General features: G+C 37.4%; 26 protein-coding genes and 1 tRNA gene. 11 read left to right on the plus strand and 16 right to left on the minus strand.

Annotated features, from left to right (window positions below; genetic code table 11):
* The first annotated feature begins 159 nt into the window (after positions 1-159).
* The gene (locus RI845_RS09170) at positions 160-786 is read left to right on the plus strand and encodes an outer membrane beta-barrel protein (RefSeq protein ID WP_348389436.1); all 627 of its coding nucleotides are present in this window, start codon (positions 160-162) and stop codon (positions 784-786) included.
* Between the two features lie 133 nt (positions 787-919).
* Here the strand turns inward: RI845_RS09170 and RI845_RS09175 are convergent, their stop codons facing one another.
* Positions 920-2,029, minus strand: a complete 1,110-nt coding sequence (locus RI845_RS09175; protein ID WP_348389437.1) for an arginase family protein — start codon at positions 2,027-2,029, stop codon at positions 920-922.
* A 56-nt stretch (positions 2,030-2,085) separates the two neighbouring features.
* Positions 2,086-3,564 carry a Na+/H+ antiporter NhaC gene (nhaC, locus tag RI845_RS09180; protein WP_348389438.1) on the minus strand — a complete coding sequence of 493 codons (1,479 nt, stop codon included), beginning with the start codon at positions 3,562-3,564 and terminating at the stop codon, positions 2,086-2,088.
* Positions 3,565-4,079: 515 nt separating this feature from the next.
* Between nhaC and RI845_RS09185 the strand changes: the two genes are divergently transcribed.
* The gene (locus RI845_RS09185) at positions 4,080-5,258 is read left to right on the plus strand and encodes a multidrug effflux MFS transporter (RefSeq protein WP_348389439.1); all 1,179 of its coding nucleotides are present in this window, start codon (positions 4,080-4,082) and stop codon (positions 5,256-5,258) included.
* Positions 5,259-5,440: 182 nt separating this feature from the next.
* On the opposite strand, the gene infA is transcribed toward RI845_RS09185, so the two are convergent.
* The 5 genes from infA to ald all read right to left on the minus strand — a co-directional run bounded on the left by infA (position 5,441) and on the right by ald (position 9,531).
* Positions 5,441-5,659, minus strand: a complete 219-nt coding sequence (gene infA, locus RI845_RS09190; protein ID WP_011043571.1) for a translation initiation factor IF-1 — start codon at positions 5,657-5,659, stop codon at positions 5,441-5,443.
* Between the two features lie 85 nt (positions 5,660-5,744).
* Positions 5,745-6,512 (minus strand): arginyltransferase, encoded by a 768-nt coding sequence (locus RI845_RS09195; protein WP_348389440.1) that lies wholly within the window; start codon positions 6,510-6,512, stop codon positions 5,745-5,747.
* 33 nt (positions 6,513-6,545) lie between these two features.
* A complete protein-coding gene (gene aat / locus RI845_RS09200) occupies positions 6,546-7,253 on the minus strand; it encodes a leucyl/phenylalanyl-tRNA--protein transferase (protein ID WP_348389441.1) in 708 nt (235 codons plus the stop codon).
* A gap of 13 nt (positions 7,254-7,266) precedes the next feature.
* Positions 7,267-8,229: a thioredoxin-disulfide reductase gene (trxB, locus tag RI845_RS09205; protein ID WP_348389442.1), complete on the minus strand. Its 963-nt coding sequence runs from the start codon at positions 8,227-8,229 to the stop codon at positions 7,267-7,269.
* A 186-nt stretch (positions 8,230-8,415) separates the two neighbouring features.
* Positions 8,416-9,531: an alanine dehydrogenase gene (ald, locus tag RI845_RS09210; RefSeq protein ID WP_348389443.1), complete on the minus strand. Its 1,116-nt coding sequence runs from the start codon at positions 9,529-9,531 to the stop codon at positions 8,416-8,418.
* 180 nt (positions 9,532-9,711) lie between these two features.
* On the opposite strand from ald, the gene lrp reads away from it, so the two are divergent.
* The 7 genes from lrp to RI845_RS09245 all read left to right on the plus strand — a co-directional run bounded on the left by lrp (position 9,712) and on the right by RI845_RS09245 (position 18,094).
* Complete coding sequence (gene lrp, locus RI845_RS09215) at positions 9,712-10,194, plus strand: leucine-responsive transcriptional regulator Lrp (RefSeq protein WP_348389444.1); 483 nt, start codon at positions 9,712-9,714, stop codon at positions 10,192-10,194.
* Positions 10,195-10,291: 97 nt separating this feature from the next.
* Positions 10,292-12,790, plus strand: coding sequence for a DNA translocase FtsK (locus tag RI845_RS09220; protein ID WP_405054113.1), 2,499 nt, complete (start codon positions 10,292-10,294; stop codon positions 12,788-12,790).
* Between the two features lie 8 nt (positions 12,791-12,798).
* Complete coding sequence (gene lolA, locus RI845_RS09225; RefSeq protein WP_348389446.1) at positions 12,799-13,437, plus strand: outer membrane lipoprotein chaperone LolA; 639 nt, start codon at positions 12,799-12,801, stop codon at positions 13,435-13,437.
* Complete coding sequence (locus tag RI845_RS09230) at positions 13,424-14,782, plus strand: replication-associated recombination protein A (protein ID WP_348389447.1); 1,359 nt, start codon at positions 13,424-13,426, stop codon at positions 14,780-14,782. The genes lolA and RI845_RS09230 overlap by 14 nt, the downstream gene beginning before the upstream one ends.
* Positions 14,775-15,152, plus strand: a complete 378-nt coding sequence (gene crcB / locus RI845_RS09235) for a fluoride efflux transporter CrcB (protein ID WP_348389448.1) — start codon at positions 14,775-14,777, stop codon at positions 15,150-15,152. The genes RI845_RS09230 and crcB overlap by 8 nt, the downstream gene beginning before the upstream one ends.
* A gap of 22 nt (positions 15,153-15,174) precedes the next feature.
* Positions 15,175-16,455 (plus strand): serine--tRNA ligase, encoded by a 1,281-nt coding sequence (gene serS, locus RI845_RS09240; protein ID WP_348389449.1) that lies wholly within the window; start codon positions 15,175-15,177, stop codon positions 16,453-16,455.
* 517 nt (positions 16,456-16,972) lie between these two features.
* Positions 16,973-18,094: a DUF3083 family protein gene (locus RI845_RS09245; RefSeq protein ID WP_348389450.1), complete on the plus strand. Its 1,122-nt coding sequence runs from the start codon at positions 16,973-16,975 to the stop codon at positions 18,092-18,094.
* A gap of 71 nt (positions 18,095-18,165) precedes the next feature.
* Here the strand turns inward: RI845_RS09245 and RI845_RS09250 are convergent, their stop codons facing one another.
* The 8 genes from RI845_RS09250 to RI845_RS09285 all read right to left on the minus strand — a co-directional run bounded on the left by RI845_RS09250 (position 18,166) and on the right by RI845_RS09285 (position 24,077).
* Positions 18,166-20,391 carry a xanthine dehydrogenase family protein molybdopterin-binding subunit gene (locus tag RI845_RS09250; RefSeq protein WP_348389451.1) on the minus strand — a complete coding sequence of 742 codons (2,226 nt, stop codon included), beginning with the start codon at positions 20,389-20,391 and terminating at the stop codon, positions 18,166-18,168.
* A gap of 1 nt (position 20,392) precedes the next feature.
* Positions 20,393-20,860, minus strand: a complete 468-nt coding sequence (locus RI845_RS09255) for a (2Fe-2S)-binding protein (RefSeq protein WP_348389452.1) — start codon at positions 20,858-20,860, stop codon at positions 20,393-20,395.
* 175 nt (positions 20,861-21,035) lie between these two features.
* Positions 21,036-21,368, minus strand: coding sequence for a TusE/DsrC/DsvC family sulfur relay protein (locus RI845_RS09260; protein WP_348389453.1), 333 nt, complete (start codon positions 21,366-21,368; stop codon positions 21,036-21,038).
* Positions 21,359-21,646 carry a sulfurtransferase complex subunit TusB gene (gene tusB, locus RI845_RS09265; RefSeq protein WP_348389454.1) on the minus strand — a complete coding sequence of 96 codons (288 nt, stop codon included), beginning with the start codon at positions 21,644-21,646 and terminating at the stop codon, positions 21,359-21,361. The genes RI845_RS09260 and tusB overlap by 10 nt, the downstream gene beginning before the upstream one ends.
* Positions 21,647-21,649: 3 nt before the next feature.
* Positions 21,650-22,021 (minus strand): sulfurtransferase complex subunit TusC, encoded by a 372-nt coding sequence (gene tusC, locus RI845_RS09270; RefSeq protein ID WP_348389455.1) that lies wholly within the window; start codon positions 22,019-22,021, stop codon positions 21,650-21,652.
* On the minus strand, positions 22,018-22,392 hold the full coding sequence (gene tusD / locus RI845_RS09275; protein ID WP_348389456.1) for a sulfurtransferase complex subunit TusD: 375 nt from the start codon (positions 22,390-22,392) through the stop codon (positions 22,018-22,020). Before tusD ends, tusC begins: the two co-directional genes overlap by 4 nt.
* 216 nt (positions 22,393-22,608) lie before the next feature.
* Positions 22,609-23,280: a Bax inhibitor-1/YccA family protein gene (locus RI845_RS09280; RefSeq protein WP_348389457.1), complete on the minus strand. Its 672-nt coding sequence runs from the start codon at positions 23,278-23,280 to the stop codon at positions 22,609-22,611.
* 200 nt (positions 23,281-23,480) lie between these two features.
* Positions 23,481-24,077: a DNA-3-methyladenine glycosylase I gene (locus tag RI845_RS09285; protein WP_348389458.1), complete on the minus strand. Its 597-nt coding sequence runs from the start codon at positions 24,075-24,077 to the stop codon at positions 23,481-23,483.
* 177 nt (positions 24,078-24,254) lie between these two features.
* On the opposite strand from RI845_RS09285, the gene RI845_RS09290 reads away from it, so the two are divergent.
* Both RI845_RS09290 and RI845_RS09295 read left to right on the plus strand, forming a co-directional pair.
* Positions 24,255-24,345, plus strand: a tRNA-Ser gene (locus tag RI845_RS09290).
* A 287-nt stretch (positions 24,346-24,632) separates the two neighbouring features.
* Positions 24,633-25,172, plus strand: a complete 540-nt coding sequence (locus RI845_RS09295) for a DUF3750 domain-containing protein (protein WP_348389459.1) — start codon at positions 24,633-24,635, stop codon at positions 25,170-25,172.
* Positions 25,173-25,331: 159 nt separating this feature from the next.
* Here RI845_RS09295 and RI845_RS09300 read toward each other — a convergent pair whose 3' ends face one another.
* The gene (locus RI845_RS09300) at positions 25,332-25,781 is read right to left on the minus strand and encodes a hypothetical protein (RefSeq protein WP_348389460.1); all 450 of its coding nucleotides are present in this window, start codon (positions 25,779-25,781) and stop codon (positions 25,332-25,334) included.
* Positions 25,782-25,884: the final 103 nt, after the last annotated feature.

Raw genomic sequence — 25,884 nt, forward strand, 5'->3', positions numbered from 1 at the left:
CAGAAAAATAATTCTATTTGTATCACCCCTTTACTTGATGTTATTGTAAATCAATAAGTTACTGTGGTCTTGGAAGACTGCTTTTAGCGAATTCACAGACGCTTAATGTTTTAAATCTTGAGACAACTTGAAACAGCAACAACAAATACAGGGATGTTTATGAAAAATTTACTATTAGCCTTTCTTTTATTTAGCTGTAAAGTTTATTCCTCAGATGTTTTACCCTTAGATTCACATTTTTCTATAGAACTAGGTGGAGGAAATATTCAATTAAATGACTTTAAACTATCAGGTCATGATGTTGGAACTTCACAAGATGTTTTAATTGCAAAACTTAAATATCACTATAACTCTTCTTTAAGTTATGCACTTTCTTTTCCAACACCTATTGATTGCTATAGTTGTGGCGGGTTTAGTACAGATAATAATGGTGGTTGGCAAGAAGTTGATTATAAAGGACGTTTTTTTCAAGTTGAAAGTCAATTTAACTACCCTTTAAATGACAAGTTATTCCTGAATTTAATTGCAGGAATTAATTATTCAGATGAAGATATCGATGTCCAGGAATGCCAATCTAAAGGTTTGTTCTTTGGTCAGAAATGGTGCGATAGTAATGATACGGTAGATGACTTATCTGAAACGGATATTAAGTATTCAGTTGTTATTGGAATAGGGGCAACATACAGGTTTACAGGTCGTTGGTCAGTACAATCAAACTATAAGTATATTGAGAACAGAGAGGGACTTGGTATTTTTGAATTGACCATTGGGTATCATTTCAGATAAATCCCTATAACCGCTTTTGGTACTTAACAGCCGTTTGGTGATCCTCACACAGGTTCAGGGAATGAATTTCCTGCGCAGTAAACCTCATCATATCCCTTTAATAAACGGGATATGATTTCTAGATTTTATAGGGCTAATTTTCTGACATTTTAGTTAGTAGGAATGCTGACAAGTCTGCGCCCACTGCTAATGTTTGTTGTGAACTTGTTATACCTTCACCACTTGTATCGGTAAAAGGCGCTATTTCCATCATGTCGGCACCAGTAATTGGGTATTTAGCAGCTAAAGCTTTTAAAATATCCATAGCTTCATCAGGAGTTAGCCCATCAGGCTCTGGAGTACCTGTTGCTGAGACAAAACTTGAATCTATGGCATCTATGTCAAAGCTAACATAAAGTTCATCAATATTATCATTATCTAATTGCCTTAAAATCGTTGAGATGATTTGCTCAACGCCAAGCTCTTGTACTTCTTTAGCCCAATGTTGAGTTACGCCAAATTCCCCTTCCCAGTGCGACTTTGGTTTGCCGCTGGAGCGAATACCAATTTGAATTAAGTGAGCAGGGTTGTGCAAGTATTTTAATATATGAGTGCACCAAGAGCCAAAACATAAATCGATGCCAAGACGTTCAACCAACAAATCTGTATGTGCATCAAAATGGATGATCGCCACTTTTTTACCTTGTTGCTGCTTGGCCTTAAGGTATGCTTTGGTTAAAGGATAACTAATTGAGTGATCGCCACCAATACCAAATAAACCTTTATTAGGATAGGCAGCATAGAAGTCTTCAGCGACCAACTCGGTTAGAGATAATGGGCTAACTGGGTATTTTGCCGAGTCATCTTGATAAAAGGCATTGCGACAATTGCTGATGGTTGGATCATTCAAATATTTGTCATGCAGTAAATGCGGATTCACTCTAACATCACCCATATCAAAGTAGTTAAGCCTTGAACCTTGTTCATGCAAGGTTGCACGTAAAAATAAAGGCCCCCAGCTTGCGCCTCTTAAAATACCACCTCCACAATCTGAAGCGATACCTAACATTACGGCATTGTCACTTTCTGGTAGGGTTTCAAGTGATTGTTTCCAAGCTGTATCTACATTCTCTGCTCCTGGGAAAATGGTTTTCTGCAACTTTTGTTTTCGTTCTTTTGCAGTATTTACCGTATAAACACCATCTCCGGGAGGGCACAAACATGACTTTAGGGTAGTCAATAAATTATCTTGTAATTTATTCATTTCAAACTCCGAGCTTTTATTATCATTAATAGTAGGTGTGCAATGTAATATTGCAATTAAGCGTAAGACTGTTTCAGATTATTTATTTGTTTAACAGACAGCTTTTTTAAATTAAAGCCGATAAACCCATAAGTTACAGCTAAGATTGGGTTAATTATATTAAAGAAACAATAAAACAAATAATCCAGTGGATTAACCAATAAAACACTATACATATAAGCACCACAGGTGTTCCAAGGGATCAGTGGTGAAGTGATAGTACCTGAATCTTCAAGGGTTCGACTTAATACCAGTGGATGTAGGTTTCTGTTTTGATACTCTTCTTTAAACATTCTTCCTGGCATTACAATTGACATATATTGATCAGCCGTAACTACATTAGTACCTATACATGTTGCTACCGTACTTGCGATAAGGCTGCCGGTTGATTTTACTGATTTTAGAATGGCGTTTAAAAATGTTTGTAACATGCCTAAGTGTTCTAATACGGCACCAAAACTTAGCGCGCAGATGATCAACCAAACAGTATTAAGCATGCTCGACATACCACCACCACTTAACAAATTATTTAATCCTTCATTGGCGGTTTTAATGGTCACGCCATCAAATAGTGCTGTCCAAATAACAGTTAAGTTTGCATTAAGGCTTGTTGCTGAAGGATCCGCTAATGTCACTATTAAAGGTTGTTGAAACATGACCGCACAAAGCACGCCAGCCAGTGCACCAATGGCAACGGAAGGGAAAGCTGGGGCTTTTTTAATTGCTAAAACAATTAATATAACCAGCGGAAATAAGTTTTCGATGCCAATATTATAGTTGTTCAAAAGTTGCTGACCTAAAACACCAATATCTTTGTCTGCCACTTGGCTATATTCAGACAAACCAAGGAACGTGAACAGTACTAATGCAGTAACTATCGATGGAATGGTGGTGTAAAACATATATTTAATATGAGAGAACAGCTCACTGCCTGCTACCGCTGGAGCTAAATTTGTCGTTTCAGATAAAGGTGATATTTTATCACCAAAATAAGCACCAGAAATGATCGCGCCTGCAGTTATCTCAGCTGATAACCCTAACCCTTGAGCGACACCGATCAAAGCAACACCTATGGTCGCGGCTGTTGTCCATGAACTGCCGATACTCATTGCAACAACACCACAAATAATGCACGCAGCAGGGTAGAACCATTGTGGCGATAATATTTGTAATCCATAATAAATCATCGTTGGCACAGTGCCTGATAATAGCCAAGTACCAATTAGTGAACCTACGGTAAGTAAAATTAATACAGCACCTAAGGATAAAGAAATACCTTTTACTATGGCTTTTTCTATTGACGTCCAGCAGTAACCATTTTTAAATCCAATTACGATTGCCACGCCCATACTAAGTAACAAAGCGATTTGATTAGGTCCATAAGAAGAGTTATCACCAAAATACTTAACGGCAGTTGAAAGCAATATTATCAATACAAAAATAGGGATAAACGCATCGCTTAAACTTGGTAACTTAGTATTCTTCAATTTTTGCATAGACCATTACACCATACTAATTATTCATCGATTATTCACAAATTATGCACATAACCTGCCTGTTATGGTTACGAACTGCAAGAAGTTTTTTTAACGCTTAACCCCTGTCGCGCTAATAGAATAGTGCTGTTTTGAGTAGTTATGCGTTGATGGTAAATAAAATGATCAGTAAAAAACGTTTGTAAGGGTAAAGTCATATTATTCATTGTTTATGCATGTTGTGAGTTGAAAGGAACATGGCAAAAATGCGCTAACAATCTGTTTAATAGGCAATCAAGTTAACAATGTTAGCGCTTAATACCAGCTTAAAATTATTAAGTTAATGCAGAAGCATGCACTTAAAGCGTTTAATTAGTTACACGTTCCTATCTCTTTACGGAAGGAACTAGTTATAAACAATACGAATAAGTATCTAACGTTGGTTTTTTACATTTTATTTACAATAAAATGCAGTTAATGAAATTTGAGTCGGTTTTGCTATATAATATGATTCCTTTTTCTTTCTCGGTTTCTTCATGCACAAACTTAAAATGCTGCCAGTATTAATGCTAATGGTCATATTTAGTCCTTTAGCCATTGATATTTTTTTACCAGCGTTACCGCTTATGGCAAGTGACTTTTCTGTTTCCTTACCAACCATGCAATGGAGTATTTCCATCTTTATGTTAAGTATGGGCTTGGGGCAATTATTTACTGGTCCTTTAACCGACAAATATGGCCGTAAACCTGTCGCGATTATAGGCATAGCGGTATATGCATTATCATCATTATTAACGGTTTATGCTTCATCTATTGAATTACACCTGTTTTCACGACTAATGCAGGGATTTGGCACCTGTGCAGTTGCTGTAGCTGCGTTTTCTGTCGTTAGAGATAAGTTCGATGCCATTCAAAGTGGTGTAATGTATAGCTATTTAAATGGTTTAATTTGCTGCATACCAGCATTAGCGCCAATTCTTGGGAGTTGGTTAACTCAAACATTTAATTGGCAAAGTAATTTTGTATTTATGATTTTATACGCCATTGTGGCTGGTTTGCTCATCGCATATTATTTAATTGAAAGTAATAGAACGCCGGTTGAACAAAGACGTTTAATAAACCCATTTAAAATATCACGCTATAAAAGTGTTATTACCAATAAAGTGTTTTTATTTCATGCCATCGTCGTCATGATTGCGATGGGAGTGATTCTTGCCTATGTGAGCAGTTCGCCTGCTTGGTTAATGATTGAGCTTGAATTGAGTCAAAATGAATTTGTCTTTTGGTTTAGTTTAAATGCGGTTGTCAATATCATTGCCTGTGTCACAGCACCTAAGATATTAATTCGTAAAGGAGCTGCTCGTACGATAAGTTTAGGATTGATCACATTATTTAGTGGTGGCTTATTAATGCTCGCGTTACAGTCTTTACATACACCTATCGCATTTATGTTTCCTGTAATGTTAAGTTCTGTTGGCTTCTCTTTAGTTATGGGAACGTGTGCAGGACAAGCATTAGCATCATTTGGCGATAAAGCCGGTACAGCGTCAGCACTGCTCGGATTTATGCAAATGAGTGGTGCAGCGCTGTTGGTTGGTTTAGTTCAAATGGTACCTATCACAATCAGCGAACAAGTAGCATTACTTATGCTAATGTTTGCGCCATTGATGATGATTTGGTTTTCTAAAAAAGGCAGGCAGACGGTACTTGTATAACGTCTGAATAAGTCCGGTCCAACTACAGGTTTTGTCTCTTGCCTGACGTGGTAACACTCCATGGCAGTTTGCATTCCATCATCCATGAAGTAAAAAAAAGCCCTGCTATTTTAGCAGGGCTTTTAAATTCTTATATTTTTAAGATGATTGATTTAGATAACCGATCACCTTTAAAGTAACTATTATCTGGCGCGGAAAATAATGCGACCCTTTGATAAGTCGTAAGGCGTTAATTCAACAGTAACTTTATCGCCAGTTAAAATACGAATGTAGTTTTTACGCATTTTGCCAGAGATGTGAGCTGTAACAACGTGACCGTTTTCTAATTCAACACGGAACATAGTATTAGGTAGTGTATCTAATACCGTACCTTGCATTTCAATATTTTCTTCTTTCGCCATTGGGCGTTAAACCTCTATAAATTGTACTATAAAATTTTGCTGCCGAGATAATGCCCAAAAGTGAAGTGATTGTAAAGGTAAACCACTATTTATTTGGATGTTTTTGTGTATTTTGAACTAGAGCTTGCTTGTTTTCTGTACGTTGCCATTGATCATCTTTAAGGCGTTCATGCGGAAAGTATTGGTTTTTGTAGTTCATTTTGGCGCATTCATCAATTTGATAGCCTAAATATAAAAACTTTTTATGCATTTTTTTGCTTAATTCTATTTGTTTTAATATTGAAAACTTTCCTAATGAACGCTTTGATAAAGTTGGATCGAAAAACGTGTACAGCGCAGACAGGGCAAAAGGCAAGTTATCACAAACCGCAACAGAAACGAGTTCATCTTCTAAGTAAAGTTCAATAAAAAGTTGATCAACCCTGGAGCTGAAAATAAAGCTTTCGTATTGCTCGTAATTAGCAGGGTACATAGCACCATCTTTATGGACGGTATCAATGTAGCGTTGATACAAACTGAAATATTCTGGGCGAGGGGACTTAACTACTCGAAGAGTTAAATCTTTATTTATAGAATTAATGCGTTTTTGACTTTTTGACGGAGTAAATTCATCTATTGGTAAACGGATTGACTCACAACTTTTACAATCACTGCAGTGAGGGCGGTAAACCTGTTCGCCACTACGACGAAAGCCTGCGGTGAGTAGTCGCTCATAGTTTTCACTGTTAAGCTCCTCTACATTTGTCACTACAATTAGTCTTTCTTTTTCGGTCATTAAATAATTGCAGGGAAATGTTTTAGTTAAGCCAAACTGAAAATATTTTTTTGGTTGGTTCACTACTTTATTTCTCATCTATGATAAAAACAAGATTCACTTTTGATCGTTTTACCACGTTAGTTCTCTATTAAGCCAAAAGTCTTTGTTAACGTTGCGATTTAATTCATTGCTCTTTAATTGTAAAAATTCGTCTCTACTGATGTCAACCGCTCCCATACTTTCTAAAAATGGATTCTGAATTTGACAATCAATAAACTCTACCTCTATTAATTTTAGCAAATTTATTAATGAAACAAGTGCAATTTTTGAGGCATTGGTTTTAGTATAAAACATAGACTCGCCACTGAAAAATCCATTTATTGCCACACCATATAAACCACCTACCAGTTCATTGTCATGCCAAACCTCTACAGAGTGGGCAAAACCTTGTTGGTGAAGTAGTCTGTATGCATTGAGCATGTCTGGTAAGATCCAAGTATCATCGTTTCTAAACGGCGCATTTGCACATTGAGCAATGACTTGGTTAAAGTTTTGGTTAAGCGTAACTCTATAAGGTGATTTGTTAATAAACTTTTTTAAACTGCGATTTACTTTTAAATCTGCAATTTTTATTACGGCGCGAGGATCAGGAGACCACCAAAGTATTGGATCGTTATCATTAAACCATGGAAAGATCCCGTTAGAGTAGGCTTGAATTAATCGTTCTGGCGATAAATCACCACCCATGGCTATCAAACCATTTGGTTCATTGAGTGCGAATTGATGGGGAGGAAAAGCCAGCTCTTTATCATCTAAGGTGTAAAGATACTGGCTCATAATGTTTTATCCGTTATACGTTTGAATTCAACGCATCTAAATAACGTTCAGCATCTAATGCAGCCATACAACCTGCGCCTGCTGATGTTATTGCTTGGCGGTAGATATGATCAGCAACATCGCCAGCAGCAAAGATACCTTCTTTACTGGTTAATGTTGCATTGCCTACTGTGCCACTTTGAATGGTTAGGTAACCATCTTTCATGTCTAATTGGCCTGCAAAAATATCTGTATTAGGTTTATGGCCGATAGCAATAAAACAGCCAGTTACATCAATTTCTTCAGTCGCGTCTGATTTCGCATCTTTTAAACGTAAACCGGTAACACCCATGTTGTCACCTAGCACTTCATCCAACGTACGGTCAGTATGTAATACAATATTACCGTTTGCTACTTTGTCCATTAGACGGGCTGTTAATATTTTTTCACTGCGGAATGTATCGCGACGGTGAATTAGATGCACTTCAGAGGCAATGTTTGATAAATACAACGCTTCTTCAACAGCAGTGTTACCACCACCAACAACCGCAACTTTTTGATTGCGATAAAAGAAACCGTCACATGTCGCACATGCTGAAATACCTTTACCCATAAAGGCCGTTTCAGATTCTAAGCCAAGGTACTGGGCCGAAGCACCTGTACAAATAATTAGTGCATCACAAGTATACTCACCAGAGCTGCCTTTTAACTTATAAGGTTTCTCAGAGAAGTCTAATTCATCGATGTGATCAAAAATAATTTCAGTATCAAATTTTTCAGCATGCTTTTGCATACGTTCCATTAATGCTGGACCGGTTAAATCATCGGCGTCACCTGGCCAGTTTTCAACTTCAGTGGTAGTTGTTAATTGACCACCTTGTTGCATACCAGTGATCATTACTGGGTTTAAGTTAGCACGTGCTGCATAAACCGCAGCAGTATAACCTGCAGGGCCTGAGCCTAAAATTAGAAGAGGGCAATGTCTTACATCACTCATGAAAAACTCCAAGTGTATTTGAAAATAGCGGTTGCGCTATAACTATGATATTTATTATTGATTGGGATGATAGGCAATTAATGCAAGAGCATCAACAAAAAAAACGCAGTCATTACTGACTGCGTTTTTTAATAAATTTAGATTTTGTAAACTAAGTGGTACTAAGTTACAAAACTAACAAGGTATTTAGCCTAAAGCTACTTTTGGTTCAACAAATTCAAAACCAAGGTTTTCAGCTACTTCACGTACTGTAACTTTACCGTTTATAACGTTAAGACCGTTTAAGAAATGGTCGTCTGACAATAGTGCTTCTTTGTAGCCTTTATTCGCTAAGTTGATAATGAACGGTAATGTTGCATTATTTAATGCGAACGTAGAAGTACGTGGCACTGCGCCTGGCATATTCGCAACACAGTAATGAACAACGTCGTCAACGATAAAGGTTGGTTCTGCATGAGTTGTAGCGTAAGAAGTTTCAATACAACCACCTTGGTCAATTGCAACATCTACAATGGCTGAACCAGGCTTCATGTTTTTGATATGTTCTTTTGTTACTAGTTTAGGAGCAGCTGCGCCTGGGATAAGAACGCCACCAATAACAAGATCTGCTTCTAAAACATGTTTCTCTAATGCATCAGCAGTTGAGTAAACGGCTTTTACTTTGTTACCAAATTGAGCATCTAATTTACGTAATACATTGATGTTACGATCTAAAATTACAACTTCAGCGCCCATACCTACAGCCATTTGCGCTGCGTTGTTACCAACCATGCCGCCACCAATAACAACTACTTTAGCTGGTTCAACACCAGGTACGCCGCCAAGAAGCATACCGCGACCAGCGTTAGATTTTTCTAATGCTTGTGCGCCTGCTTGAATTGACATACGGCCTGCAACTTCTGACATAGGAGCAAGAAGTGGTAAACCACCGTGACTATCAGTTACTGTTTCATATGCTATACAAACAGCCTTAGATCTAACAAGGTCTTCAGTTTGAGCAAGATCAGGTGCTAAATGTAAGTAAGTGAATAAAATTTGGCCTTCACGTAACATTGCACGCTCTACAGCTTGTGGCTCTTTTACTTTAACGATCATTTCAGCTTTAGCGAACACTTCACTGGCAGTATTTAAAATCGTTGCACCAGCTGTAATATAATCAGCATCAGAAAAGCCAATGCCACTACCAGCATTCGTTTCTACAAATACTTGATGGCCGTGAGCAATTAATTCACGAACGCTTGCAGGAACCATACCTACACGGTATTCATGGTTTTTAATTTCTTTAGGTACACCGATAATCATAATTAATATCTCGCTATGTTTGCTGTAATGTAAAATTCATAGTTTAAAATGCTACGAATTGTTATTTGTTTTATTTAACGCTAGTATATCTAGGCATTTATAGGATTACATACCGTTATATTTATAACTGCAGAATAAAATATCGTAAAAGTATAAGTTATCGGAGTTAAAAACTACGTTATGCCAGCTGAAAATAAAAAACTTGATCGTATTGATAAAAACATTCTAGTTGAACTTCAAAATAATGGGCGGTTATCTAACGTTGAATTATCAAAAAGAGTAGGCTTAAGTCCAACGCCTTGTTTAGAGCGGGTAAAGAAGCTTGAACAAGAAAGGGTAATCACGGGTTACAGTGCCAATTTGAACCCACAGGTATTGAATGCAGCTTTATTGGTATTTGTCGAAATAACATTAAGCAGAACAGGTCCAGATGTGTTTGAAGAGTTTTCAAAGGCAGTAATGGGTTTGGACGTTATTCAAGAGTGTCATTTAGTGTCTGGCAGTTTTGATTTCTTATTAAAAACTCGAGTGTCAGATATGCAAGCGTATCGGAACTTACTTGGTGACACACTACTTACGCTCCCGTCAGTCAGTGACAGTAAGACTTATGTGGTAATGGAAGAGGTTAAATCGGGCAATAAATTACCAATTAACTATAGATAGTCATAATTACCGCGTTTAGATATTTTATCTAACGTAATAATCTGCTATTTTGTAAGTATATAACAACAATTATAATCACAAATTCATGGATGCGACTTTGGCAGCTAAAGAATCTATAAAACTTACTGGTACGCAACGCTTATTAGAAGCGGGACTTATCTTTACCAGTATATTCTCCCTTTACCTAATTATTGCCCTTATAAGCTTTGACCCAGCAGATCCAGGTTGGTCACAAACGGCTTATCATGCCACAGTCAATAATGCTGGTGGTGCCTTTGGAGCCTACCTATCTGACATATTTTTATTCGCCTTTGGCAGCGTTGCCTACAGTTTGCCTTTTGTTATCGCTATTATCGGTTGGTTATTATTTCAACGTATTCATTATCTGCTTGAAATTGAATTTTTTACCTTAGGGTTAAAGTTCATTGGTTTTATGATGTTTTACATCGGTTTAACCTCGATAGCGAGTATGAATTTTGATGATATATTTGATTTTTCGGCTGGTGGTATCGTCGGTGATTATATCTCGTATTCATTACTGCCTTATTTTAACTTTATTGGTTCCAGCCTTTTATTTTTGGTACTAACGTGCTCGGGCTTTGTGCTATTAACCGGCTTATCATTATTTACAATTATTGATTTCATTGGTGAGCATACGATTAAGTTCGCGTTATTAATTAAGTCTTTGCTTATTAGTTTTAAACAGAACTTTAATTCTACGCCTGTAGCAAATGACAAAACTAAGAAAAAGCCTGTTGCCAAAGAAGACCCTTCAAAAAGTGCAAGTCAAACAACTAAATTTGATGAGCAAGCTGATCTTGCAGCACAGTTATTTGGTAATAGCGACAGCTCACCTGCAGTGTCAATTGATGATGAGCATCCTGAGCCTATGATAGCGGATGATGGCTTTGTTGAGATAGATGATTTAATTGATGAACCTATGATCGCCAATTTAGATGAAAATATTGGTGAACATGAACTAGATGCCGCATTTAAAACAGTTGACAAAATTGATGTTGAAGATGATGACATTGCCGACACTAAACCAGCCACCAAAACTGATGCAAGCAATAAAGTAGAAGAAAACCCGCTTGAACGTTATAAAGGCATGCCAACAATTGACTTGCTTGATAAACCTAATCGTACTAAAAATCCTATTTCTCAAGATGAACTTGATCAGGTTAGCCGTTTAGTAGAAGCAAAATTGTTAGATTACGGCGTGATATGTGAAGTTGTTGATGTTTATCCAGGCCCTGTTATTACAAGGTTTGAACTTGATTTAGCCCCCGGAGTTAAAGTTAGTAAAATAACCAATTTATCAAAAGATTTAGCCAGAGCACTTTCTGCTGCCAGCGTACGGGTTGTTGAAGTAATACCGGGTAAATCTGTAATTGGTATAGAAATTCCAAATAAACACCGTGAAATGGTGCGCTTGAGTGAAGTTATAGAAAGCGAAATATTTGTTGAATCAAAATCATCATTAACTATGGTTTTAGGTAAAGACATCGCCGGCGATCCTATTATTGCAGATTTAGCCAAAATGCCACATTTGCTAGTTGCAGGTACTACGGGCTCAGGTAAGTCTGTGGTTGTAAATGTAATGATTGTAAGTATGTTGTATAAATCAACGCCAGATGATGTACGTTTCATTATGATCGATCCAAAAATGTTGGAGCTTTCCGTTTATGAAGGCATTCCGCATTTATTATCTGAAGTAGTTACCGACATGAAAGATGCTGCCAATGCACTTCGTTGGTGTGTCGGAGAAATGGAGCGTCGTTATAAATTAATGTCTGCACTTGGTGTACGTAACCTAACCGGTTATAACCAAAAAATACTCGCGGCTAAAAAAGAAGGCAAAGCGATTGTCGATCCGTTATGGAAACCAGGCGACAGCATGGAAGAAACAGCACCGGAGCTTGAAAAATTACCGAGCATAGTTGTTGTTGTAGATGAGTTTGCTGACATGATCATGATTGTTGGTAAAAAGGTTGAAGAGCTAATTGCTCGCATCGCTCAAAAAGCTCGTGCTGCTGGCATACACCTTATTTTAGCGACTCAACGTCCATCGGTAGATGTTATTACAGGTTTAATTAAAGCCAACATTCCAACTCGTATGGCGCTTACCGTTCAATCAAGAATTGATTCAAGAACAATTTTAGACCAGCAGGGCGCAGAACAGCTACTTGGTAATGGTGACATGTTATTTTTACCGCAAGGAACCAGTGTGCCAGTTCGAGCACAGGGTGCTTTTGTTGATGACCATGAAGTACATGCGGTAGTAAACGATTGGAAAGCTCGCGGCAAACCTAGATACATTGAAGAAATATTATCTGGTGATACTACTGAAGATACGTTACTACCAGGTGAAGCTGCTGAAGGTGAAGACCAAGAAACTGATGCTCTATACGATGAAGCGTTAATGCATGTAACTGAATCTCGTCGTGCATCTATATCGGGTGTACAAAGAAAATTCAGAATTGGTTACAATAGAGCGGCGAGAATTATTGAACAAATGGAAGCCAATGGCGTCGTAAGTAGTCCAGGCCATAATGGTAACAGAGAGGTAATTGCGCCTCCTCCAGTAAAAGATTAAGAAGTAATATGCCTAAATTAACATCCGTTACAAAAATACTGCCAGCAACGTTTCTAGCTTTAGCTTTTAGCTTTGCTAATGCTACAGAAATCGAAATAGATCAAAAAGCTATGTTAAAAGACAAACTCAATACAGTGCAAGGCTTCAGTTCATCATTCACTCAGAACGTTGTAGATGCCGATGGTAATGTTTTACAAAATTCCAGTGGCACGTTAGCAGTAAAACGACCTAATTTAATTTATTGGGAAACGAAAGCCCCAGATGAAACGTTGGTGGTGAGCGATGGTGAAACATTGTGGTTTTATAACCCATTTGTCGAACAAGTATCGGCCTTTAATATTTCAAATGCCGTCACTAATACGCCAATTTTATTATTGTCAGGGTTAAATGATGAAGCTTGGCAAGATTACAGTGTTGCTAAAGTTACTGAAAACGAGTTTCGCATCACATCTTTAAATGAAGATGCACAAGTTAAAACATTACATTTGGTGTTTTCTGGTAATGACTTAATTAAATTCACCGTAACCGATGCAACAGGGCAGTTAAGCCATTTTAATTTAGCAGATGTGGTATCTACGCCACTGCCAAAAGATTCAATGTTTAAGTTTACCTTACCTGAAGGTGTAGATTTCGATGACCAAAGATAATGGCAGCCTGTCATTAGAGTTTGATCATCAATCTACATTTGCGCCATTAGCCGCAAGAATGCGCCCACAAGTGCTTGACGATTACATTGGTCAAAAGCACTTATTATCTGATGGTAAACCATTAAAAGTCGCAATCGAACAAGGGTTGTGTCATTCCTTGATTTTTTGGGGACCTCCCGGCACTGGTAAAACGACGTTAGCTGAACTGATAGCTACTTATGCGAACGCTGAAATTGAACGTATTTCAGCGGTAACATCAGGTGTTAAAGAAATTCGAGCCGCAATAGAAAAGGCGAAACTAACCGCGCAAGCAAGAAATCGCCGTACCATTTTATTTGTAGACGAAGTGCACCGCTTTAATAAGTCACAACAAGATGCGTTTTTACCCTTCATTGAAGACGGTACCATTACTTTTATCGGCGCCACAACAGAAAATCCATCGTTTGAATTGAATCAGGCTTTATTATCGAGAGCTCGTGTATATCTATTACAAAAACTCTCAAATGAAGACTTAAATACAGTATTAAGCAAAGCGTTAGAAGATAAAATTAAAGGCTACGGTGACTATGATGTTTCCCTAGAGCCTAAAGCACAAGAGTCGTTACTTGCGCTTGCCAATGGTGATGCACGTCGTTTACTTAACCTGCTGGAAAATTGTTTCGATATCAGCGAACAAGCCGATAATAAGGTTATTATCACTTTAGATATCGTGAATATGGTTGCCGGTGAAAAACAAGCTTTGTATGACAAAGGTGGTGATCACTTTTACGATTTAATAAGCGCCTTTCACAAATCAGTAAGGGGTTCTGACCCAGATGCAGCGTTATATTGGTATTGCCGAATACTAGAAGGTGGCGGTGATCCTTTATATGTTGGTAGAAGGTTATTAGCCATTGCCAGTGAAGATATTGGTAATGCCGACCCTAGAGCGATGCAGCTCGCAATAAATGCCTGGGATACTTATCATCGAGTAGGACCCAGTGAAGGCGAACGAGCAATCGCACAAGCTACCGTTTACATGGCCTTAGCGCCAAAAAGTAATGCCGTGTATACCGCATTTAAAAAAGCTAGAGAACTGGCTAAAGATACTGGTCACTTAGAAGTGCCATTACATCTTCGTAACGCGACTTCTAAGTTAACTAAAGAGTTAGGCCATGGGGCAGAATACCGTTATGCTCACGATGAACCAGGGGCCTATGCCGCTGGAGAGTGTTATTTACCTGAGTTGATCAATCATGCTAATTTTTATCAACCTACTGATCGTGGATTAGAAAAAAAATTGCAGGAAAAAATCAAATACTTACGTGAACGTGACGATATGAGTGGGAATAAGCGTTATGAATAATGCAATGATTTATTTGTTTGTTGCCATTGGTGGTGCAGGCGGAGCATGTCTGCGATTTTTTATTGCACAAATAGTGTTAAATTTACTTGGAAAAGGATTCCCTTTTGCCACCTTGATCGTTAATATAACGGGCTCGCTCATAATGGGTGTTTTATACGGATTAATTGAACAAGGTGTTATCGAGGTTGTCTTATACCGGACATTAATAGGTATTGGATTTCTGGGTGCTTTTACCACCTTTTCTACGTTTTCATTAGATACGTTGTTGTTATTGCAACAAGGTGAGATAATGAAAGCCATGTTAAACGTTCTTTTAAATGTGGTGCTATGTGTATTAGCGGCAGGTTTAGGAATGTTTTTTACAAAATAAATTTATAATACAGTGACAGATCATGCTTGACTCAAAACTGCTTAGAGCAGACTTAGATACAATTGCAGCAAAACTAGCCGGAAGAGGTTATATTTTTGATACTGCTACATTTAACGCTTTAGAAGATGAGCGTAAAGAATTACAAGTTCGCACTCAAGAACTTCAAAATGAACGTAATACCCGTTCAAAATCTATTGGCCAAGCGAAAGCCCGCGGCGAAGACATTCAACCTTTATTGGCTGAAGTAGGTCAGCTAGGTGCTAAATTAGATTTAGCTAAAGAAGAGTTAAATGTTTTACTTGCTAAGATAGACGCTATTGTTTCTTCTGTACCAAATGTTCCTCATGAGTCAGTGCCACACGGTGCAGATGAAGATGATAATGTAGAAATTCGACGTTGGGGCACACCGAAAGAATTTGATTTTGACGTTAAAGATCATGTTGATTTAGGCGCAGCTATAAACAAAGGTTTAGACTTTGAAAGTGGCGCTAAATTAAGTGGTACTCGTTTTGTTGTTTTAAAAGGTCAAATTGCTCGTTTAAACCGTGCATTAGGGCAGTTCATGTTAGACCTTCATACCGACACACACGGTTATACAGAAGCTAACGTGCCATTATTGGTTAACCATGAGTCGTTATACGGCACTGGTCAATTACCAAAGTTTGGTGAAGACTTATTCCACACTGATTTGGGCAACAAAAAGTTTTCTTTAATTCCAACGGCAGAAGTTCCACTGACAAACTTAGTGCGTGATGAAATTGTTGATGAAGATGAATTACCAATTAAATTAACTGCGCTGTCGTCATGTTTTCGCAGTGAAGCTGGCTCTTCAGGTCGCGATATTCGTGGTTTAATTCGTCAACATCAATTCGATAAAGTTGAATTAGTGCAATTAGTTAAGCCAGAAACATCATTTGATGCGTTAGATGAATTAACGGGGCATGCTGAAAAAGTGTTACAACTTTTAGAGTTACCATACCGCACCGTAACGTTATGTACAGGCGACATAGGTTTTAGTGCGATGAAAACCTTTGATATTGAAGTTTGGTTACCGGCACAAAATACTTACCGTGAAATTTCTTCATGTTCAAATATGGGTGATTTCCAAGCTCGTCGTATGCAAGCTCGTTTTAGAAACAAAGAAACTAAAAAGACTGAATTACTGCATACCTTGAATGGCTCTGGATTAGCTGTTGGACGTACTTTAGTAGCAATACTTGAGAATTACCAACAAGCCGATGGTTCTATTACTGTTCCAACCGTGTTGCAGCCTTATATGGGTGGGTTAACCAAACTAGGGTAACCAACACAGTAATACTTCTTAATAAAAAGCGCTTCGGCGCTTTTTTTGTATATGGACATACTTATACACGGCAGGCATGGATAGCCTTTAGAGTGTGATTTAATCATGGATGAATTAACTTAGAATAGCCAAGGACCATTTCTTCACATCCTTGTGATCATTGCATATACAACTTCCATGTTGAAAATGGCTTATATTCTGTTTGTATATGGACATACTTATACACGGCAGGCATGGATAGCCTTTAGAGTGTGATTTAATCATGGGTGAATTAACTTAGTATTGCCAAATTGACCATTTCTGCATTTCCCTTTGCATATGTCATTTACAACTCATAAGTTGAAAATTGTTTAAATTAACAATTTTATTAGATTGCTAGTAAACCTTTGTCATAGCTAAAAAAATCGGAAATGTTTACGGAAATGTAATAGAATTTGTTTTAAAATAACATTTAGAGAAAACTCTTAAGTTATAATCATTTCAAACCATTAAATTCAACTTTAAATAAGGTTCAGCCATGTCAGTTCGTCGTAGTAGAAGTAAAGGAAACACCATTTTTTTGCCATCTAACTCTCGTTACAATCAGTATTTACTTGCCGAGTTTAAGATCACAGATGAATTATTAGATCGTTTAAAGGCAGAGCAAAATGCCGATAAATTAACACCTTGGCAAGGTTTTTATCAAAATGTCTCTGAACAATTATTTTCAATATGTGAAGATGAAGAGATAGATAATGTTCACTTTATTGCTAATGACAAATTACCAAGAGTACGGTTTAACCAAGAAATTCGTCATTGGGAAACAGAACAGCAAATGTTGATATTTTATAATCCTGAATATCATCAATTTTACAAATCACATTTTGATCCCGCATTGCGAGCCAAGAAAATATCAATATTATTTCTTGCTTCTGGAAGTACTGTTAGAACAAGTGCAGCAGGTTACCATACAAAAGTTCGCAAGGTCGTTAATAAATTAATTGACCAACTTGGCGTTAATGCGTCACAAGTACGTTTACGCGACCATCAACATTTAACTTACGATTTATTTGCTAAAGATAAAGGTGTAGAGGGCGGTAATAGCCATAATTTACGATTAATTAAAAACCGTTACCAAGCATCAGATGTCACGTTACCAACCAAGCACGATACCATTAGCTACGTTGTTGCCAGCCTGCCAATAACGAGAAGATTATTGAAAAGTGCAAATATTAAGTTAGTTGGACAAGAATCTTATGATCAATTCTATAAAATGATCAGCGATTCCTGTAGTGCCGCAGCTAAAAGAAAAAATTTAACTACAGGCGCATTTATTGCAAATGGTTTAACACCGATCGTGCGTAACAGCTCGAATGAACCCGAGCAAAAAGTTGGAGAACTACAGTTATTAGGTTTTGATCCAAAGCAAGCTAATGACGAATTTTACAGTAGCTGGAAAGCTGATACGTTAGTTGATTATGTGCAAATTGTTTTTGCCGCAACAGAACAAGATATCGAAAACAAAGGCTATAGTGAATTTCTTAAACGAGTAGACAGTGCCTTAAAACTGTTGGCTACTGACTTAGAAATGACGCCAGAGCATGAAGAAATTGCGGTACGCTTCCATCAGCACCTTGCTTATCATTTTAATGAACAGTAAATCACTTGCGAGTTAAACCGTAAACGTAAAAAAAGGCTATATAGAAATATAGCCTTTTTAGTTTCAAAACATTAAACCGCCATAGGTTTCATTGGTAGGTCTCGATAACGTTTACCTGATGCGGCAAATATAGCATTACTTAATGCAGGGGCAAAAGGTGATACGCCAGGCTCACCTAAGCCGGTGGGGCCTTTATTTGAATCAATAATGTGTACATTTACATTTGGCATATCAGATATTCTCATAACCGGATAATTATGGAAATTCGAATTAACAACGGCACCGTCTTTAAATGAAATTTCAGTAGCAAGAGCCAGTGACATCCCCATAACAACAGCACCTTCCATTTGTGCGGTTGCACCATCTGTATTTAAAATTTGGCCACAATCTATGGCACAATCGACATTTAATACTTTTATATCGTCGCCATCAACTTTCACGTGTACTGCCATTGCTACATAACTTTTAAAACTATAATGTACAGCAAGACCAATACCTTCTCCTTTTGGTAATTCTTTACCAAAACCAGAATGTTTAGCCGCAAGAGCCAGTGTTGCTTTAGAGCGTTTTACTTGTTCTGCTTGCTTAGGATTGTCATTAGCATCATAAATGTTGTTGAGCATTGTCAACGTATCTGTACCGGCCTCTACCGCTAATTCATCTGCGAAGGTACCAAAGGCAAAGCCATAAAAAATAGAATAAACCGCTCGATACCAACCGATACGTGTATGTGCAGGTGCGAGACCTGTTTCACTGCGATAGTTTTTAATGCCAAATGGGTGATTATCAACTTGCCCCAATGTTTGTGCAGGAGCTCTATCAAGGCCTTCTTGAAATAATGAAACTATGGAAGGAAACGCAGCACGGTGTAGCCAGCCAGTTACATTACCTTGGTCATCTAAAGACGCTTCTATGTGTTGAGCACTGATTGAGTGATAAAAACCGGTTCGCATATCTTCTTCACGAGACCAAATAAGTTGTACGGGCGCCTTGATTTTCTTTGAAATAACCGCCGCTTCATGCACATAATCACATTTAAATTTACGGCCAAATGCGCCACCTGCCATCATAACATTCACGTAAATGTCTTTTGCTTCACGGCCAAGCAGTTGGGCAAGGACTTTTTGGATATCAGCAGGGCTTTGAGTGGAAGCCCAAACTTCACAACTGGTATCCGTTACCGATACAACGCTAGCATTCGGTTCCATAGGGGCATGTGATAAATGCCCTCCAGTATAAGTTGCTTTTACTGTTTTGCTAGCCGATTGAAAAGCATTTTCTAGATCTCCTCGCTCTTTAGCTACCTCAGCAGGCTTTTCAACATTTTTAACTAACTCAGCTTTATATTCTTTAGTGTTATAAACCTTGTTAGGACCAAGGTCCCATTCAACAACTAATTTTTTAACTGCTTGTTGTGCTGTCCATGAATTATCGGCAACAACAGCAACCGCTCCAACAGAACTAAATGGGTGTTCAATAGGCGTTATTTCAACAACATCAATAACACCTGGTACTTTAAGCGCAGCTGTTTTATCTACGGATTTTAATTTTCCACCAAGTACCGGGCAATGCGTGACTGCAGCGTATTTCATACCTGGCAATTTAGTGTCGACACCATAAGTACGTTTACCAATTACAACTTTGTCTTGGTCGTGTCTGTCCAATGCCTTGCCAATGTATTTGAATTCCTCTTTTGTTTTTAGCTTAGGTTTTTTGGGTGTTTTAACATTAGCGGCCAAACTTGCTAACTCGCCATAGCCCAACTTTTGTTTATTGAGTTTATTAATGACAAAATGATTTTCAGCGTAACAATCTGTTGGTTTTACATCCCAAACTTTTGCGGCAGCGATAATTAACATTTCTTTAGCTGCTGCACCTGCTTTACGCATAGGTTTATACATTTTACGAATACTTGCTGAGCCACCAGTCGCCTGATTGCCATATTTGTCTTCATTGCCTTCACCTTGCTCAACGGTTACTCTTGACCAGTCTGCCTCCATCTCATCGGCAACAGCTGCTGGTAGTGCGGTAGAAATACCTTGTCCCATTTCACAGCGACCACAAAATAACAATAAGTCTCCGTTTTCACTTAAATGTATGAATGCATTTGGATTAAACTCGTCTGTTGGAGATTTAGCAACAGTAATATTTGGAATTGAAACACCAAGTACCAAACCTCCTGCAGTAATTCCGGTAGCTTTTAAAAAACTGCGACGATTCATTTTAGTGATAGTACCTAAATCAGGTGTGTTTGATTTATAGTACTCGGCTAGTGCTTCTTCGACATGCTTATTCATTTTAAACCTCCTTCGCTAAATCAAAGGCAACAGACTTAATTGCTTTTTTGATCCGCTGATAAGTGCCACATCGGCAAATATTTCCTTGCATGGCATTATCTATTTCGTCATCTGTAGGCGTAGCATTGGTCGCTAAAAAACTTGCTGCATTCATGATCTGACCTGCCTGACAATAGCCACATTGTGGTACATTGTTTTCTAACCAAGCGGTTTGTAATGGATGGGTACCATCTTTAGATAATCCTTCTATGGTGGTAATGGATTTACCAGCTAATACACTAACAGGTGTAATGCATGAACGTGTCGCCACACCGTCTACGTGTACAGTACAAGCGCCGCATAAGCCACTGCCACAACCAAATTTTGTGCCAGTAATTTCTAATCGGTCGCGTAGATACCAAAGAAGCGGCATGTTTTCATCGACATCTATTGGCTGGTCTACGCCATTAACTTTAATTGATTTGCTCATCGTAGCTCTCTTATAGAAGGTTTAAACTAAGTCTAATATGTTAATATCATATTAATATACATTACTTTAGCAAATAATCACTATGTAACTGTGGATCTTTAATTGTAAGAAAGTATGAGTTAGTTAAAAATAGGCAGGTAACAATGATAAAGCCCCATGGAATGGAGCTTTCGTATTATATACAGCGAGCAGGTTTTGGTAGGCCGGCAATTTTTGTCGCTTGTTTGGCAGGGCCTTTAGGGAATAATCGGTAAAGGTAGCGACTATTTGCTTTTTCTTCACCAAACTCTTGTTTTAGCGCTTTTATTAAAGCGCGAATAGCGGGAGACGTTTTGTATTCTAAATAAAAACCGCGTACGAAATTAACAACTTGCCAATGATCCTCTGATAAAACAATGTTATCGCCTTCGGCAATAATAATCGCTAGCTCTGCATCCCAATCACTAACCTGTAATAAATAGCCTTCTTTATCGGTTTCTATTTGTTGATTTTTAAATGTTATTGCCATGTGATCACTTTTGTTGCTGTATCAGACAATGTAACCAAGTCTTTTAAATTGGCCAAAACGATAGCACTATCGCCTATATCTACACCTCGTGCTTGTAGATGATTATATAAAGCATATACAGTTAGTGAATCAGTTCTCGTCATAAGCTTTGGATGAGCGACATTATAAACACCATCATCCATTAAAAAGAGGGTGTCTTTACTACTGATAATGCTTAAGCAAAGATTGAGTTTATTGTCGTTAAATGCGCTGCTGCGCACAATATGTAAAATAGCCATAAATTAAAAAGTTAAAATAACGTCTGCTTGGTTGAGAATGAGTGAAAGTTCATCTTGGTTAACTAACTTAACATCTTTAAAGGCGAAGTTAGTAGTTAATTGTCGTTCGGTTAAACAAGCCTGACTAATATAAATATTATCGATGTCGTAAAAGCCTAGCGCTTTAAAAGAAGATATAAAATCTTTACCATCAACACGCTCTGGATCCTGCTTAGCTTGCGTTTGATATACACCATCACCGATAAAAAATAATGACACATCCATTTCATAACTGGCCAATATTAGAGCTGCATCAAGCGCCTCTTTAGCATTGAATCTATCGAATGTTGAACTGGTGTTTAATATTGCATACTTTTTTATTTGATCGGGCATCATAATTGTACCACCTTGTCAGCAGTACTTGTTAAAACAACTAGCTCGCCTAGGCCTGATATCGTAAATGCAGGGTGAATATTATGATTAAACCCTTCATCATCATTATCAGTTAAACCACGACGTTCTCCAGCAGTAATACAAAGATGTAGGGGGGTTGATGTAAGTTTATTAAAATCTATCCAGGCAGTTAATAAATTAGTTTCATCACTAGGAGCTTGTACGTATTTATTCGCATTTAATACGCCATCTTGATAAAAAAAGATCCCATTAATACTGTGACCTTGTTGTACCAACTCTTGAGCATATGCCAAGGCGGTATTGGTTTTATTGTCAATGACTGAGGTTGTCACTATCAACGCAAAACTACTCAATTTATACCTATTTTTTATTAATTAAAAACAAAATGGCCATCAATGCCGACCGTGTATAACTATAAGCCGTCCATGTTTGATTGGCATTCCATCATCCCTGATGTGAGTCAATCATTAAAACATCCATGTTTAATTGGCATTCCATCATCCCTGATGTAAAAAAAAGCTCCGTACTAAGTAAGGAGCTTTTGATTATAAATGATTTTTTATAATTTATTAATCATCATTACCTGATAACACAGCTAATAAATGTAGTAAATGTACAAAAATATTATATATGTTTAAGTATAAAGACACTGTAGCGCGAATATAGTTCGTTTCACCACCGTGAATAATACGACTAGTATCAAACAGAATTAGACCAGACATAATTAAAATGATGCCTGCGCTAATTGCAAGTGATAGAGCCGGAATTGCAAGGAAGATATTGGCAATTATTGCAACAACAGCAACTAGTAGACCTACCATCAAGAAACCACCCATAAAAGAGAAGTCTTTTTTACTGGTTAGCGCATATGCTGATAATCCGAAGAAAATTAATGCCGTTCCACCTAAGGCTTGCATGATTAACGCGCCGCCACCTGGCATAGATGCATACATGCTTAACATAGGACCTAAAGAAGCACCCATTAAACCAGTAAATGCAAAAATCCAGTAAATGCCACTCGCTTTATCCGCTTGCTTATGAACAACAAATAATAAACCAAATGCAGCTAAAGTCATTACTAACGCCGCTATGTGAGAAAGGCCCATGGCCATTGAGATACCCGCTGTTACCGCACTAAAAGCTAACGTCATACCTAATAGCATATAGGTGTTGCGTAAAACCTTATTGATTTCGATAGCTGAGCTTTGGCTAGCAGTATTAAAACCCATTTGAGATTGCATAAAATTTCCTTTGAAAACTTAATTACTTAGTAAATCACTATTTATATTAGATGGGGATAAATTAAAAAAATTCAATATTTTTAGATTAAATGATTTTAAATCAATCCCTTTACCTACTTTTATATCGTAAACATCAACATAGGTAAACATAAATCGTGACATATTATGACATACGTTAAAATATTTGCCAGAAAAAGTGACTAATAAGCATTTATTATTTGTTGTTTTCTGTAACAGTCATTGCTGTGATCGTTCACCATGCCACACGCCTGCATATGAGCGTAGATAATAGTAGAGCCAACAAATTTAAAACCTCTGTTTTTTAAATCTTTGCTGAGTTTGTCGGATATTTCTGATGTAGCAGGGTAGTCGGCCAATTTATCTAAATTATTTATTATCGGCTTGTTATCTACATAAGCCCATATATAACTACAAAAACTGCCAAACTCTTGTTGGATTTCTAAAAACAGTTTGGCATTGTTCACTGCCGCCTTTACCTTTAATCGGTTACGAATGATACCTGCGTCCAGTAAAAGCTCTTCTATTTTGTCGTCATCAAACTTTGCTACAGCTTTAACATCAAAATTGGCAAAAAGTCTGCGATAATTTTCTCTCTTTTTTAATACCGTATACCAACTCAAGCCAGCCTGTGCTGATTCTAACGTTAAAAATTCAAACATAGTTTGGTCATCTCTAACAGGAACTCCCCATTCTTTATCGTGATATTCAACATAATCGGCTTTAGATTTATCTAGCCATGGACAACGGCATTTCATTTTAACAGTAGAGTTGGGCATTTAATTTCCTGACAGAAGGTGAGGGGTTGTTCATATATTGTTAATTTAGCAGAAAATTCAATCGAACTGGCGAAAAAATTTGCAAACAAACTTTTTTTTGAAATTAATGCTTTACAACAATTAAGAGACTCTTTAATATTCGCCCCATCTTGAAGCAAGCATTGTTTTAAGACTTCAGGTGAGATGGCTGAGTGGTCGAAAGCACCGGTCTTGAAAACCGGCATGGGTTTGTAGCCCATCTAGAGTTCAAATCTCTATCTCACCGCCATATTTAAAGAAAAGCCCAACATAAGTTGGGCTTTTTTTTATCCAATAAAAAATCATGGGTTTGTAGCGCTAATCCAACTTAGAGCTCAAATCTCTATCTCCAGGTTTTTTTCACGTCCTTGTGAAAACCACATCACTTCATTCTTGAGGTTAACCGTCATATAAAAAAGCCTTTGCTAGAATATATTGTGATCATAAAAAACTTGAAAAAACTACTTACAAATCTCCTACTAAACATACTTTTTATTAGAAAATTTAATTGCTAGGCTTAAGAAAACACGTAAACCAATGGAAAAAAAATTGAAAAATACAGTGCTGTCCATTTTTCTTGTAATTTTGGTAAGTGGATGTGCCAATAATTGGCGCACAGCAAGTCGAGAATCCGCTGGTATTGCTCCTATACCCAGTGAGAATAAAGCTGCTGTGATTGAAGTATATGCTGCCGATGCCTTCAGTTGGCGTGGTTGGTTTGCTGTGCACCCTTGGATAGCAATCAAAGAGGCTAACGCATCAGAATATACCGTTTATGAAGTAACAGGGTGGCGGGTAAAAAGAGGCTTGCCAGCAATAAGAAGCTATCAAACAGTAACACCAGATCGTTATTGGTATGGTTCAAAACCGGAAAAGTTAATCTCGTTAAAAGGCGAACAAGCCGAAAAATTAATTCCTAAGGTTAAAACTGCAGTTGAAAGTTACCCCTGGGCAAATGAATATACTGTATTTCCTGGCCCTAATAGTAATACTTTTTTAGCTTGGATAGGTTTACAGGTGCCCGAGCTTGAGTTAGAGCTACCGTTTAGTGCTATTGGAAGTGGTTATGTAGACTAGAAGGTTAGCGACTTCCATTTGGTAATCATCAAAAGCAATTAAAGCTTTTACATTTTCAGCATTCTTAACATAATCTTGGGCTTAATCTTTGTATCCTCCCAAAAATATAAAAGCCCACAACTGTGGGCTTTTACAATTTCAATTATATGTATTCACTTATTAGATCATAATTGAATTATATAATGGTCTCATTGAACATGCGTCTTCAACAGAGCCTACATGGAAAGACACGCCTTCAATCCATCGTAAGTTAATTGTATGTTCTTCTCTTTTTCTAAAATTTTCTTCATTTGAATTATTGGTTTTGTAAAAACAATCTACAACAACAATGTACTTTTTAGGTTTAACTTTTAATATATTTTGCTCAAATGTTTCTTGATTGCCTTTAGCATTAAAAATATATTTATTACTATCTAAATGCCTAATACTTTCAATCTCAAAATGCCATTGAGCTTCACTGTACTTTTCTATACCAGAATAATTTTTTCCACTAAGTTTTATTGCTCTTACATTATCCTGATCAAAAGAGTTACTTGTAGGGGAGGTAGAGCAGCCAACCATAATCATCGTTAGCGCGCAGATAAGGTAAGTTTTAATTTTTGTACTCATAATATTTTTCTTTATTAAGCTTTTAAATTTTTGACAATCACACAATAAACAAAACATCTTTACGATTTTGTAAATATTTGTTAATTATTGTAAAGATGTACAA

This window comes from Thalassotalea nanhaiensis (assembly GCF_031583575.1).
GTDB classification, from domain to species: domain Bacteria; phylum Pseudomonadota; class Gammaproteobacteria; order Enterobacterales; family Alteromonadaceae; genus Thalassotalea_A; species Thalassotalea_A nanhaiensis.

Bases quoted from the DNA above. Each gene is read 5' to 3' on its own strand.
- RI845_RS09295 (WP_348389459.1), top strand. From the start codon at position 24,633: ATGGAAAAAAAATTGAAAAATACAGTGCTGTCCATTTTTCTTGTAATT.
- RI845_RS09170 (WP_348389436.1), top strand. From the start codon at position 160: ATGAAAAATTTACTATTAGCCTTTCTTTTATTTAGCTGTAAAGTTTAT.
- RI845_RS09280 (WP_348389457.1), bottom strand. From the start codon at position 23,280: ATGCAATCTCAAATGGGTTTTAATACTGCTAGCCAAAGCTCAGCTATC.
- trxB (WP_348389442.1), bottom strand. From the start codon at position 8,229: ATGAGTGATGTAAGACATTGCCCTCTTCTAATTTTAGGCTCAGGCCCT.
- RI845_RS09250 (WP_348389451.1), bottom strand. From the start codon at position 20,391: ATGAATAAGCATGTCGAAGAAGCACTAGCCGAGTACTATAAATCAAAC.
- RI845_RS09245 (WP_348389450.1), top strand. From the start codon at position 16,973: ATGTCAGTTCGTCGTAGTAGAAGTAAAGGAAACACCATTTTTTTGCCA.
- nhaC (WP_348389438.1), bottom strand. From the start codon at position 3,564: ATGCAAAAATTGAAGAATACTAAGTTACCAAGTTTAAGCGATGCGTTT.
- lolA (WP_348389446.1), top strand. From the start codon at position 12,799: ATGCCTAAATTAACATCCGTTACAAAAATACTGCCAGCAACGTTTCTA.
- ald (WP_348389443.1), bottom strand. From the start codon at position 9,531: ATGATTATCGGTGTACCTAAAGAAATTAAAAACCATGAATACCGTGTA.
- infA (WP_011043571.1), bottom strand. From the start codon at position 5,659: ATGGCGAAAGAAGAAAATATTGAAATGCAAGGTACGGTATTAGATACA.
- RI845_RS09285 (WP_348389458.1), bottom strand. From the start codon at position 24,077: ATGCCCAACTCTACTGTTAAAATGAAATGCCGTTGTCCATGGCTAGAT.
- aat (WP_348389441.1), bottom strand. From the start codon at position 7,253: ATGAGCCAGTATCTTTACACCTTAGATGATAAAGAGCTGGCTTTTCCT.
- tusC (WP_348389455.1), bottom strand. From the start codon at position 22,021: ATGATGCCCGATCAAATAAAAAAGTATGCAATATTAAACACCAGTTCA.
- serS (WP_348389449.1), top strand. From the start codon at position 15,175: ATGCTTGACTCAAAACTGCTTAGAGCAGACTTAGATACAATTGCAGCA.
- RI845_RS09255 (WP_348389452.1), bottom strand. From the start codon at position 20,860: ATGAGCAAATCAATTAAAGTTAATGGCGTAGACCAGCCAATAGATGTC.
- RI845_RS09175 (WP_348389437.1), bottom strand. From the start codon at position 2,029: ATGAATAAATTACAAGATAATTTATTGACTACCCTAAAGTCATGTTTG.
- lrp (WP_348389444.1), top strand. From the start codon at position 9,712: ATGCCAGCTGAAAATAAAAAACTTGATCGTATTGATAAAAACATTCTA.
- RI845_RS09230 (WP_348389447.1), top strand. From the start codon at position 13,424: ATGACCAAAGATAATGGCAGCCTGTCATTAGAGTTTGATCATCAATCT.
- tusB (WP_348389454.1), bottom strand. From the start codon at position 21,646: ATGGCTATTTTACATATTGTGCGCAGCAGCGCATTTAACGACAATAAA.
- RI845_RS09195 (WP_348389440.1), bottom strand. From the start codon at position 6,512: ATGAGAAATAAAGTAGTGAACCAACCAAAAAAATATTTTCAGTTTGGC.
- RI845_RS09185 (WP_348389439.1), top strand. From the start codon at position 4,080: ATGCACAAACTTAAAATGCTGCCAGTATTAATGCTAATGGTCATATTT.
- RI845_RS09260 (WP_348389453.1), bottom strand. From the start codon at position 21,368: ATGGCAATAACATTTAAAAATCAACAAATAGAAACCGATAAAGAAGGC.
- crcB (WP_348389448.1), top strand. From the start codon at position 14,775: ATGAATAATGCAATGATTTATTTGTTTGTTGCCATTGGTGGTGCAGGC.
- RI845_RS09300 (WP_348389460.1), bottom strand. From the start codon at position 25,781: ATGAGTACAAAAATTAAAACTTACCTTATCTGCGCGCTAACGATGATT.